The organism is Ruegeria sp. N8 (assembly GCF_056531325.1).
This window is the reverse complement of sequence record NZ_JBQFLQ010000001.1, coordinates 427292-445498: the sequence shown is the minus strand read 5'-3', so window position 1 is coordinate 445498 and position 18207 is coordinate 427292. Positions and strand designations below refer to the sequence as shown.

Here is an 18207-nt window from a genome sequence, read left to right as displayed (position 1 = left end):
TTTCCCGTTGCACGTGCCGGGCTTGGACATGCCCGCGATAACACCTCGTGCAACTGACGCGACCTGGGGACAACATGCAGGACGATAACGGTATCTCGTTCTTCGGCGCCCTGTGGAATGGGCTGCTATGGCTCATTCAGAACATTGCCGAAGCTTTCTATAATTTCGGATATGCCATCACGCATCCGCAACTCTGGCTGGACTGGTCGGACAAAGAAGCCATCATGCGCTTTGTCTATTACGGCGGTTCGGTCGAGTTCTTCTTTGTGGTCTTTACCTTCTTTTTGGTTCTGACCGCAGTTGGACTGTATTACCGCAACTTCATGTGGGGAATGGTGCGGGTCCTTGAGGGTTTCGCCAACACAACCGGCCGCTTTTTCGCCTGGGCCGGCTTGCTGATGGTGATCCAGCAGATCGTCATCGTGTTCATGCAGCGGGTCTTTACCCGGCCCGATATGTCCTTTGGCCTGGGTATCCCGTTTACGCAAGATATCAGTTGGTTCGCGGAAGAACTTAAACTTTATAACGCCATGGTTGTCTGCCTGTGCTGCACCTACACTTTCGTTCAGGGCGGGCATGTACGCGTTGACCTGATCTACGCCGGGATCAGCCACCGGGCCAAGCGTGTGGTCGATATGTGCGGGGCGGTTCTGTTCATGATGCCCATGGCCGTGCTGACCTGGATGTATGGCTGGTACTTCATGTGGCGACACCTGATCGTGCCGAAACCCTCGGCCAGTGATACGTTGGACCGTCTGGTCGCCAAATCCCGCGCGCTGCGCTGGAACGTGGAAACCATCGGTTTCAGCCCCAACGGGTTCAACGCCTACTTCCTGTTCAAGATCCTGCTGGTGGCTTTTGCGGCCATGGTGTTCCTGCACGCCATTGCATTCCTCTACCGCTCGTTCCTGGAATACTCGGAAGGGTCCGAGAGCACAGGAAAATACCTCGACAAGGATAGCCTTGGTGAGGGTGAAGAAGCCTACGAAGGCGCACATTAGGGACGGAGACCCAGACTATGTTATTCGGACTTGATGGCGTCGAGATAGGCCTCATTATCGTATTCTTCTGCCTTTTTGGAGGCATCCTTTCCGGTTTCCCGGTGGCGTTCGCCATCGGCGGGGCAGGGATCATTTCCTTCGGGATCATCGCAGCGCTGGACAGTGCCGGGCTGCTGATCCACCAGGCAATTGATACCGGCTCCCAAGCGTACCGGGACCTCGTCAATTCGGGGGTCAAACCGGAAACGGTATCAGTGTTCCGCTTCCCGGACTTACCAAGGATCGCCGAACCGGTCTTTGTGCAGGGCTGGGAAACCGCGCTGGACCGCAATGTGTCATTCATCGTGAACCGTATGAACGAACGCGTGCTGGCCGGTCAGTCGATTGAAACCCTGCTGGCCGTTCTGATGTTCGTCCTGATGGGTATCACGCTGGAACGCTCGAAGATCGCAAACGATCTGCTGACCACGATGGCGCGTGTCTTTGGCCCGCTGCCCGGTGGTCTGGCTGTGTCGATTGTGGTTGTGGGGGCGTTTCTTGCGGCCTCGACCGGGATCGTGGGTGCGACCGTGGTGACGATGGGCCTGCTGGCGCTGCCAACCATGCTGCGCAACAACTACTCGCCGGAACTGGCGACCGGTGTGATCGCGGCCTCGGGAACGCTGGGACAGATCATTCCGCCCTCGATCGTGATCGTTCTGCTGGGGACACTGGCAGGAGACCTGTATTCGACCGCGCAGGAAACCCGCGCGCAGGATGCGGGTTGTACAGACGCGCTGACCTATCTGGGTGAGCCCGCTGTGGTCTCGGTTGGGACATTGTTTCAGGCTGCCTTGCTGCCGGGGATCATGCTGGCGCTGCTGTATGCGCTTTATGCCTTTGGCTATGCGCTGCTGAATCCGGAAAAGGCCCCGGCCGTTGAAATGTCAGGCGGTAGTGGTGAGCCGATCACCCGTGCCGAAGGTCTGACCTGGTTGCTGGGTGCACCGGTTGCGCTGATCGTGGGCATGATGGTTCTGAGCAGTGCTGGTGTTGTCGGAAGCCAGAACATCAGCGTCTCGGCTTTCTCGGATATCGGTGAGGGCGCATCGCTGCGCACGAACGTGTCCGAGGAATGTAAAGCCTCGATGATCGACCTGCATGGGCAACTGGCCTGGGATCAGGCCGTAGCCGAGCAAGAGGCCATCGACGCCGCAGGTGGGGCCGCCGAGTCGACCCGCCTAAGCGAAGAGGAACTGGCCGCTGCGCAGCAAGCCAAGATCGCTTCGGCTGCGCCGATCGGCACCGGTGTGGCCGTCATGGTCGTGCTGCTGGGTCTGACGCTGGTCATGGGTCGCGGCATCGCGCCATCGAAGCCGACGCAGCCGCTGATCGTAGGGGCCATCGGCCTGTTGCTGATGCTGTTGTTCGATGTGCTGTTCATCGCTCCGACCACGTCCTCGGGTGTGACCTTTGTGCTGCTGGCGGTGCCGTTTGCGCTGGCCATCTATGGCTGCAAAGAGGCCGCCGCGCGCTGTGCGACCAATGATCTGATCCGTGTGGTCTTCCCGCCGCTGGTTCTGATCATCGCGGTTCTGGGCTCGATCCTGGGTGGTGTGACTAACCCGACGCCCGCTGCGGCGCTGGGGGCAGGCGGGGCGATCATGCTGGCCGCTTACCGCAAGCTGCAGGATCAGGGCCGCTCGGCCAAGGTGATCATCTGGGCGACTTTGGCCGTGATCGTGGCCTTGCTGATGGGCGTGAACTTCGATCTGCGCATCAACCAGAGCGATGTCAGCGTCGAGACCTGGATTGCCTTCATCGTGGCCTATGGCGCCTACCTGTTTGCCCTGTTCGGCCTGCTGTTTGGTTGCTGGGTCTTGTTCACCAGCGGGGTTCTGACGCCCGTGGTGCGCGAGACGGCCAAGGTGACCTCGATGGTCTTTACCATCCTGATCGGCTCGCAGTTGCTGAATCTTGTGGTGATCTCGTTCGGGGGTGAGCACTATATCCAGCAGTTCCTGCGCAGTTTCGACAACGAGTTCACGGTCTTCCTGATCGTGATGTTGGTGCTGTTCATTCTGGGCTTTGTGCTGGACTTCCTCGAGATCATCTACATCGTGATCCCCATCGTGGGCCCGGTGATCTATGGCGGGTCGTTCGATCCGAAATGGGTCACGATCATGGTGGCGGTGAACCTGCAGACCTCGTTCCTGACGCCACCTTTCGGGTTCGCGCTGTTCTACCTAAGGGGCGTTGCGCCTAAAGAGGTCACAACAGGTCATATCTATCGCGGGATCATTCCATTCGTGCTGATTCAGGTAGTCGGGATTGGTATCCTTTGGTTCTTCCCGACCATCGTGACCATCGTGCCGGATCTGATCCCGAACTGATCGGGCAGACTGAAGAATGACAGACCGGAGGCCCTGTGGCCTACGGTCTTTTTTGTTCAGGCTTCGGCTTTGGGATGCGTCAGTTTTGCAAAAGCAGCTTCGGCCTCGTGGTCAATATCCAGCGTGGCGGGGGTCTGCGTCCCAGCGTCGGGGTCATTGAAGACCGCCCGGTCCAGCTTGCCGACACGCTGCGCAACGATGGTGGTGACAACCGCGTCGCCGGTGATGTTCACCACCGTCCGCATCATGTCGATGATCCGGTCAACGGCGAGGATGATGGCGATCCCGTCCAGTGGCATACCCAGCTGGTTCAGAACCATTGCCAGCATCACAATCCCCACGCCGGGAACGCCTGCCGTTCCGATCGAGGCCAGTACCGAGATCGAGATGATGGTCATGTAGCCACCCAGCCCCAGATCAATCCCATAGGCATTGGCCAGGAACACGGTTGCCACGCCATGCATGATCGCGGTGCCGTCCATGTTGATCGTCGCGCCCAGAGGGATGCCGAACGAAGCGACCGAGCGGTCCACACCAATGCGCTGCGTCACGCATTGCATCGAGGCCGGGATCGTCGCGTTCGAGCTTGAGGTCGAGAAGGCGAACACCTGTGCCGAACGCATCTTGCGCAGAAACGCACGCGGGCTCAGGCCGGTGCAGATATAAAGCAGCACCATCAGCGTCACGCAGAGGTGGAAGACAAGCGTCAGGCTGATGGTCGCCAGATATCCGATGACGGGGGCAAACAGGCTGAACCCTTCCAGCGCAAAGGTCTTGGCAATCAGGCAGAAGACGCCGATCGGAGCAAAGGCCATCACGATCTCGACGATTTTCATCGCCAATTCGTTCATGAAGGTGCAACCCTCGACAAAAGTTTTGGCGCGGCTGCCGATCATCAGCACGGCGATACCGACAACGATCACGTAGAAGATGATTTGCAGCATTTCGCCATTGGCCAGCGCCTGAACCGGGTTCTTGGGGATGATGTTTGCCAGTATCTGCCACGCAGTATCCTGCGTTGCGACGGACACATCCGCGCTGGCCATATGCAGGCTGTCAAATCCCATGCCGGGATTGATGATGTTGGCGAACACCAGCGCCGTCATCACCGCCAGCGCCGTAGTCGCCAGATAGGTGACAAAGGTCAGCCCGCCTACGCGCCCCAACACCTTGAGATCACCAATCCCAACCACGCCGCACAGCAAGGAAAACACCACTAGCGGCACGACCAGCATTTGCAGCCCGTTCAGGAACATCTGACCAACCATGGTGAACAGGCCGTTGACCATATGCTCCTGAAGGAACGGGATTTGCCAATAGTTCAGGGCCAGTCCAAGGGCTGAGCCAAGTACAAGGGCCATCAGGATTTGCGTTGTCAGGTTGGCCGCAAGCAGCCGTCGAATAGCATGAGTCATTGTCCGTCTCCCTTTACCAAAGCCAAACCCGCAGGTCGGGAACCTGTTGCATCACGGGCTATGTCATTGAAGCCCAGCCGTGCGGATCTAAACGGGGTCGAACGGCTGAGGGTCAGGATTACTTGGTGACGTAGGGTAAGGATTCAATCGCTGGGCGTAGGGAAGTCGCCATTTAGATGATTAATAATTCTTCATCTTTTCTGTCTGATCTGCCCTGAGGTAGTCGAAATACCGGACCACGCCCTAGATGAACTCAATCAAATCCCAGCGATTTCCAAACGGGTCACGCCAGACCGCGACGGTTCCATAAGGTTCATGACGCGGGGTTTCCTCGAACGTCACGCCGGCCGCTTTCATGGCGGTGTAGTCGCGTTGAAAATCATCGGTTTGCAGGAAAAAACCAACCCGGCCGCCGGTCTGGTTGCCAATCGCCGCCGCCTGTTCCGGCCCGTCGGCCTGCGCTAGTAAAAGCGAGCCCAACTCGGATCCCGCAGGGGCGACACGCACCCATCGCTTGCCTCCGCCCAGGTCGATATCCTGCAACAGCGAAAAGGACAGGGTTTGGGTATAGAATGCAATTGCCTCATCATAGTCGGGCACGACCAGTGTGACCGCGTGCAAGCTTTGCCGCATGAGGGATCAGCCTTTGGTAGGGTGACGGTCGGGCAGTTGGATATTGGCGACCTGCTCGGCAATCGGAGCGGTGGACAGCGGATGATGTCCTGCAGCTGCAAGGTCGGAGGGATCACTGACGCGTGTCCATTCGCCCCGAATATAGACCTCCAACCCCGAGAAACGGGCCTTGTAGCCCATCTTGGGGCTGCCTGGCACCCAATAGCCCAGATAGACATAGGGCAAACCGGCTTCGCGCGCGATGTCGATATGATCGAGGATCATATATGTCCCAAGGGAATTCTGCGGCTGATGTGGGTCGTAAAAGGAATAGACCATGCTCAGCCCGTCATCGAGTACATCGGTCAGGCTGACGGCGATCAGCTCATGCGAGTTTGGGTCAGCGTATTCTACGACGCGCGACCGGATCGGCGTTTCCTCGATCATCGCGGCGAATTCGAACACGTCCATATCGGCCATGCCACCATCGGAATGGCGGGTGTCCAGATAACGGCGGAACAGCTCATACTGCTCATCTGTGGCCCAGGGCGAGTTTGCCTTGCGCTGCAAATAGGCGTTGCGCTTGGCTGCGCGTTTCTGGCTTTTGCGGGGTTTGAAGGCCGACACGTCGATCCGTGCCGACAAACAGGCCGCGCAATCGGCGCAAGAGGGACGGTAGAGCACGTTCTGAGACCGCCGAAACCCTTGTTGAGAAAGGGAATTGTTCAACTGGTCCGCGCCTTCACCTTGCAGGGCGGTGAACAGTTTCCGCTCCATCTTGCCCTCAAGATAAGGGCAAGGCTGTGGGGCCGTCACATAGAATTGTGGCGCAATGGGCAGCGTGTGTCGCATGAACGTTCCGTGTTTCCTGGGTCGGATGATAACAACCGATCCCGGAACCGCCAAGTGATTCACGCAGCCCTGTTTGTCTTATGCGCGCTGGTTGATCATCACTGTTCCAAGGAACGAATCCGTCAGGCCCTGACAGCGTGCGCTGGTCAGCATCATGATGACCGAAACGATCTGCACGACAAAGAATGCCATGCTAACGAAATACCCCGCCGTGTGGGCCACCGCTTTGCCCAGATCCATCCGCGCGCCGAATGCGTCGCGCAGCTCGATCCCCATAAAGCGCATGCCCAGCGTGGCCGACCCGTTGGTGATAGTGACCACGCGGTAAACAAAGCTGATGACGCCGTAGATCAGCGGCAGGAAAAACAGCCCCGCGCCAAGGGTCAGGAAGACCGGCACGATACACAGCAGCGAAATCAGCGCGATATCGAACAGCCAGGCAACAAAGCGTTTAGTCGCCACCGATTGATAGAATTCCGGCTGGCGATCGGGATCGGGTAGATGGGTCATATAGGGATATCCGCGTCGTTGAATAGGATCACCCTGTCCCGAAATCCGGGGCAGGGCAAGGTCGGATCAGGCCGTCGCGCCGGTTTCGGCGTCGTCGCGGTTTTCGCGGGCGCGTTCATCCATGAACTGGTCGAACTCGGCCTTGTCCTTGGCTTCGCGCAAACGGCGCAGGAAGGCTTCAAATTCTTTCTGTTCACGTTCCAGTCGCGCCAGAGTGTCGGACTTGTATGCGTCGAACGCGCTGTTGCCCGAAGGTTTCATGGCGCTCATGTGGCTGTTCCAGGATTTGCGACGGCTGCAGGATTTGCTGAACATGCGTTTGCTCCAGATCATATAGGCCAAAAGGGCAAGGCCCACGGGCCAGAAGAAGATGAAACCAAGCACCATTGCGGCGATCCAGGCGCCTTTGCCTTTGTCGTCCAGCCAGGCCTCGATACGGTGCAACCATCCCGGATTCGAAGGGACGGCGGGGTCGGATAGTGCGGTCATGTGGTGTCTCCGGGTTTATGTAAATCGCTTTCACATTGAATAGATGGGAGCTGCATAACGGGTTGCAAGGGGGAAATGTAAAAATGTTTTACATCTAGTCGGAACTGGTGTCGCACAAGGCTAGTTTCCACTTGTGCAAGCCTTTGAAATCAGGCCATCTCTGATCATTGTGATGCAGGAGGCCGCATGACCGACGCTCTGACAATTCACCGAATGCCGCGCCCGTTCGATCCGGCTTTGGGCGATGAAGCGCGCGCAACGGTCCCCGATGCTACGCCGCAGCAGGGCGAATTGATTGCCGGCGTTGCAGGCTCAAGCCCGTACCTCAAAGGGTTGATTGATCGGGAAAAAGACTGGCTGGCGCAGGCGTTGCACCATCCCGATCAAGCCTTGGCCGAGGTAATGTCCGCCGCGCGCGCACTGCCACCGGATCAACTGAAGCCCGGTTTACGGCAAGGCAAGCGGCGGATGGCGCTGCTGACCGCGCTGGCCGATGTAGCAGGGGCATGGCCGCTAGAAAAAGTCACCGCTGCGCTGACGGATTTCGGCGCGCTGGCGGCTGATGTGGCCGCCAAGGCCGAGATCGCGGCGCTGATCCGGCGCGGTAAACTGCCCGGTATGGTCGAGGACGACGTTGAGACCGCCGCCGGGATGATCATTCTGGCCATGGGCAAGATGGGCGCGCATGAGCTGAACTACAGCTCGGATATCGACCTGATCGTGCTGTTCGATGAGACCCGGTTTGACCCGGATGATTTTTATGAGGCCCGGCATGGCATGGTGCGTGCCACGCGGAACTTCTGCGCCACGCTCAGCGACAAAACCGCCGATGGCTATGTGTTCCGCACTGATCTGCGCCTGCGCCCTGATCCGGGGGTGACGCCCGTATGTATGGCCGCCGAGGCCGCCGAGCGGTATTACGAAAGTCTGGGCCGCACTTGGGAGCGTGCCGCCTATATCAAAGCGCGCGCCTGTGCAGGAGACATCGCAGCAGGGCAGCGATTTCTGGATACGTTGCGCCCCTTTGTCTGGCGGCGGCATCTGGATTTTGCCGCGATACAGGACGCCCACGACATGCGCTTGCGCATCCGCGAGAACAAGGGCACCGGGGGCGCTCTGACCATTCCGGGCCATGATATGAAACTGGGGCAGGGTGGCATCCGCGAGATCGAATTCTTTACCCAGACCCGCCAGTTGATCGCAGGAGGGCGTGACCCAGACCTGCGCGTCCGCGGCACGGTGCCGGGGCTGGCCGCGTTGTCCGAAAAAAGCTGGGTCCCGCAGGAGGTCGCCGACAAACTGACCAACCATTACCGCGCTCATCGCGAGGTCGAGCATCGCATCCAGATGATCCACGACGCCCAGACCCATAAGGTGCCGCAATCCGACGAAGGAATCGAACGCGTCGCCTGCCTAATGGGGATCAGCAGCGAAGATCTGACCTCCGACCTGACCCGCCGCCTGACCGAGGTGCATGAACTGACCGAAGGGTTCTTCGCCCCCGGAGCTGCGGCCCCCGCGCCGACCCCCGAGGTCGCCTTTGACGAAGGCGTCATGGCGCGCTGGCCGACCTATCCGGCGCTGCGCTCGCAACGGGGCGCGCGTATATTCGAGCGACTGAAACCAGAACTGCTGTCGCGTCTGGCCAAAACCGCGAAACCGGATGAGGCGCTTCTGGCACTCGACGGGTTCCTGTCGGGCTTGCCTGCAGGCGTGCAACTGTTTTCGCTGTTCGAGGCCAACCCACATCTGATCGATCTACTGGTCGATATCGTGGGGACATCTCACGCGCTGGCCACGCACCTTTCGAGCAATGCCTCGGTTTTTGACGCGGTGATTGGCGGCAGCTTCTTTGACGACTGGCCGGGGCAGGCGGCCTTGCAGGCCGATCTGGAGCAGGCGCTGGCGCAAGAGGCGGATTACGAGACACAGCTGGATTTCGCCCGCCGCTGGTGCAAGGAATGGCATTTCCGCATTGGTGTTCACCACCTGCGCGGGCTGATCGACGGGGCGCAGGCCGGGCAGCACTATGCCGATCTGGCTAGTGCCGTGATCGCCGCGCTTTTGCCGCATGTGGCCAAGCAATTCGCCCGCAAACACGGGCCGGCGCCGGGACGCGGGGCGGCGGTGCTGGGCATGGGCTCGATCGGGGCGGGGCGGATCAATTCGCAATCCGATCTGGATATGATCGTGATCTATGACCCGCTGGATCAGGACATGTCCGACGGTCCGCGCCCGCTGGCGACACGAACCTATTACGCGCGCTTCACGCAGGCGCTGATCACGGCCTTGTCTGCGCCCATGTCGCAGGGGCGGCTCTATGAGGTCGACATGCGTCTGCGCCCTTCGGGAAATCAGGGGCCGGTGGCAACCAGTTGGGCCAGTTTCACTAACTACCAGCAGAATGAAGCATGGGTCTGGGAACACTTGGCCCTGACCCGCGCCCGCGTTGTGGCTGGAAATGCTGATCTGGCGCAGGATATCGAAACCTTCCGCGCCGAATTTCTGACCCGTCCCCGAGATACCGCGCAGGTGCTACGCGAGGTGGCCGAGATGCGCACGAGACTTGCCGCCGCCAAATCTCCTGCCGGTATCTGGGATGCCAAGAACGGCGCAGGCCGCATGATGGATATCGAACTGATGGCAGAGACCGGCGTGTTGTTGTCCGGTCTGCCTCAGCGGGATGTTCATACGGGGCTGGATGGCGCGGTCGCTGCCGGGCTGCTGGATGTCGCGCAGGCGCATACGCTGAAGGACTGCTATGATCTATGCTGGTCGGTACAATGCGCGGCCCGGCTGCTGTCGGGCAAGGTGATCGAGGCCGACAAGATCGGCGAGGGCGGCACCGCTTTCCTGTGCCGGGCCACCGGGTTTGAAAAGGTCGACCAGCTTCAGGCCGCGTTGCAGGACAGTTACGACACCGCCGCCGGGATCATCGGCCGCGTGATTTCGGAGGATACCCATGGCGCGCAGTGACGACCCCAACGACCACAAGGGCCTGATCCGCGAGGCATATAATATCGAGGGCATCACCTTGCCCGAATGCCGCAGTATCTTCTTGGATTGGGCGCTTAGCCTGCCTGCGGATCGGGACCAGACGCAGGCGCTGACCGATCTGCACTCGATCTACGCGGCGCAGGCGGATCACCCGATGACGCAGGTGCTGGCCGAGGGGCTGCAGGCAGCACAAAAACCCAAACGCCGGGGCGGCTGGAAATCCCGCAACCGCTAGGGCTTTTCCCCGCGCGCCGGAGCCACTAAGAGAGGCGGCATGACCCAAACCGTCGACCGACCCCGTATCCGCCTGAAACCCAAAGCCAATGCGCGCGGCCTGCGCCACGGGTTCCCCTGGGTCTATGCCAATGATATCGTCACCGACCGCCGCACCCGCAAAATCCCGGCAGGGGCTTTGGCCGTGTTAGAGGATGAAAAACGCGCGCCCATCGCGTTGGTTGCAGTAAACCCCGAGTCCAAGATCATGTGCCGCGTGTTGGACCGCGATCTGGATGCCGATTTAAACGCCACGTGGTTCGAAACCCGCCTGCGCCGCGCGCTGGACATGCGCGAGCGTCTGTTCGACGCGCCTTATTACCGTCTGATCCATGCCGAGGCGGATGGTTTTCCCGGCGTCATCATTGACCGCTTTGGCGATGCCTGCGTGATCCAACCCAACGCAGCCTGGGCCGAAGCGCATCTGGACACCCTGACCGACGCGCTGGTCGCCGTAACGGGCGTGACCACGGTATTGAAAAACGCCTCGGGCCGGACACGCGGGCTTGAGGGGCTGGACGATGCCAACCTCACCCTGCACGGCACGGCCCCCGACGCGCCGCTGTCGGTGCCGATGAACGGCGCGACCTATATGGCCGACCTGACCGGCGGCCAGAAAACCGGGCTGTTCTATGATCAGCGCCCCAACCACGCCTTCGCGGCGCGTCTGGTTCAACCCGGCGCGCAGGTGCTGGATGTGTTCAGCCATGTGGGCGGGTTCGGTCTGGCGATGCTGGCAGGCGGAGCGGGGCAAGCGCTGTCCGTCGATGGTTCAGCCGCCGCACTGGATCTGGCCACTCAGGGCGCGCAGGCGTCTGGCTGTGCCGACCGGTTCCAAACCCGCCAAGGCGATGCCTTCGACGTTCTGACCCAATTGGGTGAAGAGGCCGAGCAATTCGATGTGGTGATCTGCGACCCGCCTGCCTTTGCGCCCTCGAAACAGGCGCTGGACGCGGGGCTGCGCGCCTATGAGCGCATCGCGCGTCTGGCCGCGCCGCTGGTCAAACCGGGCGGTTATCTTGGCCTGTGTTCCTGTTCTCACGCCGCCGATCTGGGTCGTTTCCGCGACGCCTCATCCCGCGGGATCGGCCGGGCCGGGCGGCAGGCGCAACTGATCCACACCGGCTTTGCTGGCCCCGACCACCCGCAACTGCCGCAACTGGCGGAAAGCGGCTACCTCAAAGCCGTGTTCTACCGGCTGTGAGGGCGGTTCTGGATACATGCGTCATCTACCCCACGGTGATGCGAGAGATGCTACTGGGCGCGGCAAAACTGGGCCATTTCGAACCCATCTGGTCGGCGCGCATCCTCGAAGAATGGGCCCGTGCCGCCCGCAAACTGGGCCCCACGGGCGAGGTACAGGCCCGCGCCGAAATTGCCCTGACACAATCGCACTGGCCCAAGGCGGAACGCGCCGCGCAACTGGGCGTGGAACAGCGCCTCTGGCTACCCGATGCCGCCGATATCCACGTTCTGGCCACCGCCATAACCTCGTCGTCAGATGCGATCATCACCATGAATGCCAAGGACTTCCCCCGAAACATCCTGTCGGATGAGGGCCTGATCCGCCATGACCCAGACACGCTGCTGCATGGCTTCTGGAAAGCCGACCCGCAAGGCCTCTCGGATACCGCCCACCGTGTCCTCACGCAGGCCAACCACCTCTCAGGTGACCAATGGACCCTGCGCGCGCTGATGAAAAAAGCCCGCCTCCCGCGTTTGGGCAAAGCTCTCACGACCTAATCCCGATCCGCCCTTCATCTGGCTAAAAATATCCCGGGGTGTGTGAGGGGCTGGCCCCTCACAGCCGAAACCTATCCACCCGCACCCCAACGCTGCTCCAACGCCTCCAGCGCCGCAATTCGTTCATCTGTCTTGGGATGGCTCATCAACCAGGCGGGCGTGACACCTGCGCGTTGCTCGGTCAGTTCCTCAAGCTTGTGAAACAGAGATTTCTGCGGCCCGATCCCAATTCCTGCCTTGGTCAACAACGCGGCGGCGTATTCATCCGCCTCATATTCATCGCCACGTGACAAGCGCGAGGCCAGAAGATGAGTCAACATATTGGCAATCCATGCGCCGATAAACGGAATGAACCGGGCAAACAGCATCATCAACGCCGCCCGCAGCGCGTTCTGACCGGAAAAATCAATCATCCGCCGCCGCGCATGACCCAAGGCCACATGGCCCAGCTCATGCGCGATCACGCTGGCCATCTCCTCGGCCGAGACGTCTCCATTGCGGAACTTGCGATAGAACCCGCGTGTGACGAAAATCCGTCCATCCGGTGCGGCCAGCCCATTCACAGGGTCGATCTCATAGATATAAACCGGCACACGTTCGATCTCGAGCGCGGCGGCCAATCGGTCAGTCATGCGTTTTAGAGCGGGATCCGCCAACTCTGTAGATTTCGCATCCAACTCGCGATGGGTGCGCCAGACGGAAATCCGGTACATGACAACGGCATAGGCAATCGCCAGCAAGATCGGAGTTAATCGCAGCATACCTCAGATATGGGGGGCGATCGGGGCGAGGGCAACAAAAAATCGGGGCTGAAACGATCACGATGCCCTAGCTCGCGTGACATCAATCTAGGGTGAGGTCGCCTGAAACGACTGAGCCTTTGCTTGTCGCGCGAGGGGTTGCGCCATACCCTTGTTATCATGTGGTCTTTTGCAGAAATCCGCCCATCTTACAGCCGCGCCGAGCGTATCAGCGACGGGTTTGTGCATATTCTGGGCGTCAGCGCCGCCAACATCGCGGTTCCTACGCTCATTTTCTTGACGGTTCAGTACCGCACCGAGCCCGCCGCGATACTGGGCGTTTCAGTTTATGGGGTCACGCTTATTCTGATGCTGTCGCTTTCGGCAGCTTACAACATGGTGCAATCGGACAGGTGGGGGCATGTATTGCAGCGGTTGGACCATTCCGGAATCTATGTGAAAATTGCTGGAACCTATACGCCATTCATATTGATTTCGGGCGTACAGTCGCCGGGTTTGTTGATTGGTTTGTGGTCTTCGGCAACGCTTGGGTCGGCCCTGAAGATGATTGACCCGCATCGCTTTCGATGGTTTGGGTTGGGGCTCTACGTTTTAATGGGGTGGGCCGTCGTCTGGGCGGGGCAATCTCTGCTAGCGGACCTGTCCCATCCCGTTATCTGGCTGATGGTCGCAGGCGGCATTGTCTACACGACCGGGATTGCCTTTTACCTGTTGGACTGGCTGCCTTTTCACAACACGATCTGGCATGTTTTTGTTCTGACAGGCAGCGTTCTGTTTTTTGCCGCCGTTTCCGCGCATACGGCATGGGCCCCGGCGTTACCGAGCGAACCTTTATCGCGTTAGCTCGCGCATGCCCTGTTCCAGCCCAGCCAAGGTCATCGGCACCATGCGGTCCTCGAAAATCTCGCGGATCATGCTAACTGAATGAGTGTATTCCCAGTATTTCTCGGGCACTGGGTTGATCCACAGGTTTGAATTCCACTGGTCTCGTGCGCGTTGCAGCCAGACCTGACCTGCCTCTTGGTTCCAGTGCTCATTCGCCCCGCCGGGGTAGGCGATTTCATAGGGGCTCATGGAGGCATCGCCTACGAAAATACATTTGTAATCGGGGCCGTAGGTGTGTAGCACCTCATGGGTGGGGGTCTGCTGATCCCAGCGGCGGGCGTTGTCGCGCCAGACGCCTTCGTACAAGCAGTTGTGGAAGTAGTAATATTCCAGATGCTTGAACTCGGTCCGCGCGGCCGAGAACAGCTCTTCGACCACCTTGATATGCGGGTCCATTGAGCCGCCCACGTCCAGAAACAGCAGAACCTTGACCGCGTTGTGACGCTCGGGCCGGGTTTTGACGTCGAGATAGCCGTGCTCGGCGGTGGCGCGGATGGTGCCGTCGAGGTCCAGCTCATCGGCGGCACCCTCGCGTGCCCAACGGCGCAGGCGTTTCAGGGCGACTTTGATGTTGCGGGTACCCAGTTCGACCGTGTCGTCCAGATTCTTGAATTCGCGCTTGTCCCAGACCTTGACCGCGCGCTGGTGGCGGCTTTCCTTCTGGCCGATACGCACGCCCTCGGGGTTATAGCCATACGCCCCGAACGGAGAGGTCCCGGCAGTGCCGATCCATTTGTTGCCGCCCTGATGGCGGCTTTCCTGATCCTTGAGACGCTCTTGCAGCGTCTCCATCAGTTTTTCGAACCCGCCCATGGCCTCGATCTCGGCCTTTTCGTCCTCGGACAGGTGCTTTTCGGCCATCTTGGCCAGCCACTCGGCGGGGATGTCTACGGCCTCGATAACCTGATCAAAGCTGATCTCTTCCAAGCCCTTGAAACTGGCAGCAAAGGCCTGATCGAACTTGTCGATATTGCGCTCGTCCTTCACCATCGAAACGCGGGCGAGGTAGTAGAATGCCTCGACATCATAGGTGGCCAGGCCCTTTTTCATGCCTTCCAGAAAGGTCAGATATTCGCGCAGCGAGACGGGAATACGGGCTTTGCGGAGGTTTTCGAAGAAGGGCAGGAACATGGGTCTACGCGATCAGTCGGACGAGAATGAGGGACAGGACCAGACCCACCAACGAAAAAGCGATGCCATAGCCCGCAGCATATTGCGCCATATCCGCGCCGCTGCCATTGCGTTTTCGTGCCGTCAGTGCCCCGAGGATTGCCCCCAGTATCGCCATTCCCAGAACTACGACCATGCGTTAACCGCCTCTGTTGTTGGACGGTGCTTCTGCAACCTCTTGCATCAGCGACCGGACCACCGTTTCCGAGCCAAAGCCGTAGCGCGCCCACCCCAGACTGTCCAGCCTGACGGAACGTGCCTGCGTGGACCGTCCGGCCTGATTCAGCGCTTCGGATTTCAGCAACAGCAGTGTCGCCAATTGCGAGGCGTTTTCGGCGCGGGTCATCACGTCGATGGCTTTGTCCAATTCGGGCAGGAAGTCGGGACCGCTGCCTTGCGCCAGCGCATAGGCGCCAAGCTGCGTGGTAATGTAGGCCTGATGCACCTCAGTACTCGGTGACGTGCGCAGAAATTGCAGCGCGATATCATATTCGCGCAAAGCGGCTTGCGGGTTGTCAAATTGCCCCATGCGCCCCATCAGGTAGTGCGGATAGGCGCGGCGGTGGTCGGTCCAGCCCTGTTCGTGTCCGATCTGCGCGGCGCGCTGGGCAGAGCGTAGCCGGGCCTGCACGTTGCGGTTGGGGTTCAGCGATTTTTGCACCGCCCTGATCCATTCACGCGGGGTTTCTGAGGGGGGACCTACGGGCTGGACTTCGCCGTTTGGGTTCAGACGGCGTAGAATGCCGGGGATAACGGCTTCGACTTGTTCACGGCTCATGCCGCTGCGCAAGTCAGGCGAGTAGGCGGCGCGCAGCATCAGCATATCGAACCCGGTCAGAACGGTATGTATATTGTCATCGTTAAAGACTGAATCCGGCAGGTGATACAGGTCGTTCAGCGGCCCCAGAGCCTGTGCAATCTCTTCGTGTAGGCAATCGCGCTTTTCCTGCGGGCTGGCATCGTAGGGGATGAAAATCCCCAGTCGCTGCCGGTCTTGCAGCCGGACCCAACTGCTTTTCTTCTTGCGCCGATCCCGGCTGTATTCTTCGAAACTGGAGGCGTTCGGGACGACGAAACAGGCGGCTTGCGGCAGGATATCCTGAATTTGGTCCTGAGTGACGGCCTCGATGGTGATATTTGCCTGACCTTCGGGGGTTTGCTTGATGTCGATCCGGGCTTCGCGGCGCAGACGGTTGAGCAACCGGGTCAAGTCCTGCTGCATCGACGGAGTAACCTGGCCGGTCAGGCGCACCGTTACGGGCCCCTCGAAGCGAGTAAAGACCGGTAGGGGCGTGCCGCTTTCCAGCGCAAAGTGAAGTGATACGAAATCGCGCGCCATATCGGCATTTGCCCGACCGGGCGGGGTAGGGCGCGGGGTTACAAAGGCCTTTGGGGGCGGCAGCCCTTCAACGGTGGGCTTCACCCGGCTGGGTGGTTCTGGGACGGAAACAGCCGTACATCCAGCCAATGCCAAACCGAACACAAGAGCAGCCCAGCGGATCATGCGCGTTGATACCGAATGAAAGGTGTCTGTTTGCCGATCCGATCATACAATTTGCGAGCGGTATGGTTGAATTCTTGCGTCAGCCAATAGACCGATGGCGCGCCTTGTCGGTCAGCCTCGTCATACACGGCTTGAATTAGCGCGCGTCCAACGCCGGTTCCGCGCGCCTCGGGGCGGGCGAACAGATCCTGAAGGTAGCAGACACTTTCCTCTTTCCACGCATGGCGGTGAAACAGGTAGTGCGTCAGGCCGACCAAACCATCGGAGCTTTCGGCAACAAAGCACGAGAAATCATGCGGATCATCCCCTAAAAGCCGCGCGAATGTGCTGTCATAGGTGCTGTCGGGTACGGATGTTTCGTAGAACGCCAGATAATCGCGCCACATCTCAGCCCATTCGGCCCGGTCATCGGGCTGCAAGGCACGGATCGTAAGGGTGTCAGACACTCAGATTGCCCCATCTGCTCGGATGCCCGACAGTCGGGCGATCATGTGCCAATGCTGACAGCCCGCTTGCCGTAAGGCAAGGCTGATCACTGGATGTTCAGCGTTTGCTACGCGCCATAAAGGCCAGACGTTCGAACAGATGCACATCCTGCTCATTTTTCAGCAGCGCGCCATGTAACTTGGGCAGCGCATTCGCCCCGTCGCGTTTCAGATCCTCGGCGGTCAGATCCTCGGCCAGCAGCAGCTTGAGCCAGTCCAGCACTTCCGAGGTCGAGGGCTTTTTCTTCAGCCCCTGCGTCTCACGGATTTCATAGAACTGTGTCAGCGCGGTGGTCAGCAGGGCATCCTTGATCCCAGGGTGATGGACCTCGACGATGCGGCGCATCGTGGTCTCATCTGGGAAGCGGATATAGTGAAAGAAACACCGGCGCAGGAAGGCGTCGGGCAGTTCCTTTTCGTTATTCGAGGTGATGATCACAATAGGCCGGTTCTTGGCTTTGATTGTCTCACCAGTCTCGTAGACATGGAACTCCATCTTATCGAGTTCCTGCAGCAGGTCGTTGGGAAATTCGATATCGGCCTTGTCGATCTCATCAATCAGCAGCACGACCTTTTCGTCGGCGTCGAACGCCTGCCACAGCTTGCCCTTGCGGATATAGTTCGACACGTCATGCACGCGTTCATCGCCCAGCTGGCTGTCGCGCAGACGGCTGACGGCGTCATATTCATACAGGCCCTGTTGGGCGCGGGTGGTGGACTTTACGTTCCACTCGATCATCTTCAGACCCAGCGCACCAGCTACCTGCTTGGCCAGTTCGGTCTTACCGGTGCCCGGCTCGCCCTTGACCAGCAAAGGCCGTTCCAAAGTGACCGCGGCGTTGACGGCGATGGTCAGATCATCGGTGGCAACATATTCGGCTGTGCCTTGAAAGCGTGCGGTCATTGGGGCCTCATGATAGGTCGCGCAGGTTGTGCCTTTGGGGTTACAGAGGGGCGAAGATTTTTACAACCCACGTCGCTGCGTCGCCCGATGCGGAATTGACCAGCAACTCCAAGGGCTTTGCTTGATTCGTGCGCTAACACACCCTGAGGCAATATAAAGTTTGCCCAGAAATCGCCCGCACTTTTTCACAGAAAAACAAGGTTTTGTTATTAGTTGTCTCATATTTAGACGCTT

General features: G+C 59.6%; 18 protein-coding genes. 7 read left to right on the top strand and 11 right to left on the bottom strand.

Annotated elements, in window-relative coordinates; translation table 11 throughout:
* Window positions 1–74 precede the first annotated feature (74 nt).
* Both ACR0C5_RS02260 and ACR0C5_RS02255 read left to right on the top strand, forming a co-directional pair.
* On the top strand, window positions 75–1001 hold the full coding sequence (locus tag ACR0C5_RS02260; RefSeq protein WP_480874248.1) for a TRAP transporter small permease subunit: 927 nt from the start codon (window positions 75–77) through the stop codon (window positions 999–1001).
* A 17-nt stretch (window positions 1002–1018) separates the two neighbouring features.
* On the top strand, window positions 1019–3373 hold the full coding sequence (locus ACR0C5_RS02255) for a TRAP transporter large permease (protein ID WP_480874246.1): 2355 nt from the start codon (window positions 1019–1021) through the stop codon (window positions 3371–3373).
* A 56-nt stretch (window positions 3374–3429) separates the two neighbouring features.
* On the opposite strand, the gene ACR0C5_RS02250 is transcribed toward ACR0C5_RS02255, so the two are convergent.
* The 5 genes from ACR0C5_RS02250 to ACR0C5_RS02230 all read right to left on the bottom strand — a co-directional run bounded on the left by ACR0C5_RS02250 (window position 3430) and on the right by ACR0C5_RS02230 (window position 7251).
* Window positions 3430–4788 carry a dicarboxylate/amino acid:cation symporter gene (locus ACR0C5_RS02250; RefSeq protein WP_480874243.1) on the bottom strand — a complete coding sequence of 453 codons (1359 nt, stop codon included), beginning with the start codon at window positions 4786–4788 and terminating at the stop codon, window positions 3430–3432.
* Between the two features lie 243 nt (window positions 4789–5031).
* A complete protein-coding gene (locus ACR0C5_RS02245; RefSeq protein WP_480874240.1) occupies window positions 5032–5421 on the bottom strand; it encodes a VOC family protein in 390 nt (129 codons plus the stop codon).
* A 6-nt stretch (window positions 5422–5427) separates the two neighbouring features.
* A complete protein-coding gene (locus tag ACR0C5_RS02240) occupies window positions 5428–6252 on the bottom strand; it encodes an arginyltransferase (RefSeq protein ID WP_170788758.1) in 825 nt (274 codons plus the stop codon).
* A 78-nt stretch (window positions 6253–6330) separates the two neighbouring features.
* Complete coding sequence (locus ACR0C5_RS02235) at window positions 6331–6762, bottom strand: RDD family protein (protein ID WP_170774546.1); 432 nt, start codon at window positions 6760–6762, stop codon at window positions 6331–6333.
* 66 nt (window positions 6763–6828) lie between these two features.
* Entirely contained in the window at window positions 6829–7251 is a 423-nt protein-coding gene (locus tag ACR0C5_RS02230; protein ID WP_170774544.1) for a DUF2852 domain-containing protein, read from the bottom strand.
* Between the two features lie 186 nt (window positions 7252–7437).
* Here ACR0C5_RS02230 and ACR0C5_RS02225 point away from each other — a divergent pair, with 186 nt between their 5' ends.
* From ACR0C5_RS02225 to ACR0C5_RS02210, 4 genes are read left to right on the top strand one after another with little or no spacing between them, the layout of a single operon-like run.
* Complete coding sequence (locus ACR0C5_RS02225) at window positions 7438–10227, top strand: [protein-PII] uridylyltransferase family protein (protein ID WP_480874235.1); 2790 nt, start codon at window positions 7438–7440, stop codon at window positions 10225–10227.
* On the top strand, window positions 10214–10483 hold the full coding sequence (locus ACR0C5_RS02220; protein ID WP_480874232.1) for a hypothetical protein: 270 nt from the start codon (window positions 10214–10216) through the stop codon (window positions 10481–10483). Before ACR0C5_RS02225 ends, ACR0C5_RS02220 begins: the two co-directional genes overlap by 14 nt.
* A 39-nt stretch (window positions 10484–10522) precedes the next feature.
* The gene (locus tag ACR0C5_RS02215; RefSeq protein WP_480874230.1) at window positions 10523–11725 is read left to right on the top strand and encodes an RSP_2647 family RNA methyltransferase; all 1203 of its coding nucleotides are present in this window, start codon (window positions 10523–10525) and stop codon (window positions 11723–11725) included.
* Window positions 11722–12264, top strand: a complete 543-nt coding sequence (locus ACR0C5_RS02210) for an RSP_2648 family PIN domain-containing protein (RefSeq protein ID WP_170788753.1) — start codon at window positions 11722–11724, stop codon at window positions 12262–12264. The genes ACR0C5_RS02215 and ACR0C5_RS02210 overlap by 4 nt, the downstream gene beginning before the upstream one ends.
* A 71-nt stretch (window positions 12265–12335) precedes the next feature.
* Here the strand turns inward: ACR0C5_RS02210 and ACR0C5_RS02205 are convergent, their stop codons facing one another.
* Window positions 12336–13025 (bottom strand): M48 family metallopeptidase, encoded by a 690-nt coding sequence (locus ACR0C5_RS02205; protein ID WP_170774534.1) that lies wholly within the window; start codon window positions 13023–13025, stop codon window positions 12336–12338.
* A gap of 159 nt (window positions 13026–13184) precedes the next feature.
* On the opposite strand from ACR0C5_RS02205, the gene trhA reads away from it, so the two are divergent.
* Entirely contained in the window at window positions 13185–13868 is a 684-nt protein-coding gene (trhA, locus tag ACR0C5_RS02200; protein ID WP_480874727.1) for a PAQR family membrane homeostasis protein TrhA, read from the top strand.
* Here trhA and ACR0C5_RS02195 read toward each other — a convergent pair.
* From ACR0C5_RS02195 to ACR0C5_RS02175, 5 genes are all read right to left on the bottom strand, one after another.
* Entirely contained in the window at window positions 13857–15041 is a 1185-nt protein-coding gene (locus ACR0C5_RS02195; protein WP_170774531.1) for a vWA domain-containing protein, read from the bottom strand. The two genes, trhA and ACR0C5_RS02195, sit on opposite strands and share 12 nt — an antisense overlap.
* Before the next feature lie 4 nt (window positions 15042–15045).
* Entirely contained in the window at window positions 15046–15216 is a 171-nt protein-coding gene (locus tag ACR0C5_RS02190) for a hypothetical protein (RefSeq protein ID WP_170774529.1), read from the bottom strand.
* Between the two features lie 3 nt (window positions 15217–15219).
* Window positions 15220–16584, bottom strand: a complete 1365-nt coding sequence (locus ACR0C5_RS02185) for a DUF2927 domain-containing protein (RefSeq protein ID WP_480874225.1) — start codon at window positions 16582–16584, stop codon at window positions 15220–15222.
* On the bottom strand, window positions 16581–17030 hold the full coding sequence (locus ACR0C5_RS02180) for an N-acetyltransferase family protein (protein ID WP_480874223.1): 450 nt from the start codon (window positions 17028–17030) through the stop codon (window positions 16581–16583). The genes ACR0C5_RS02185 and ACR0C5_RS02180 overlap by 4 nt, the downstream gene beginning before the upstream one ends.
* Before the next feature lie 97 nt (window positions 17031–17127).
* Entirely contained in the window at window positions 17128–17973 is an 846-nt protein-coding gene (locus tag ACR0C5_RS02175) for an AAA family ATPase (protein ID WP_170788747.1), read from the bottom strand.
* Window positions 17974–18207: the final 234 nt, after the last annotated feature.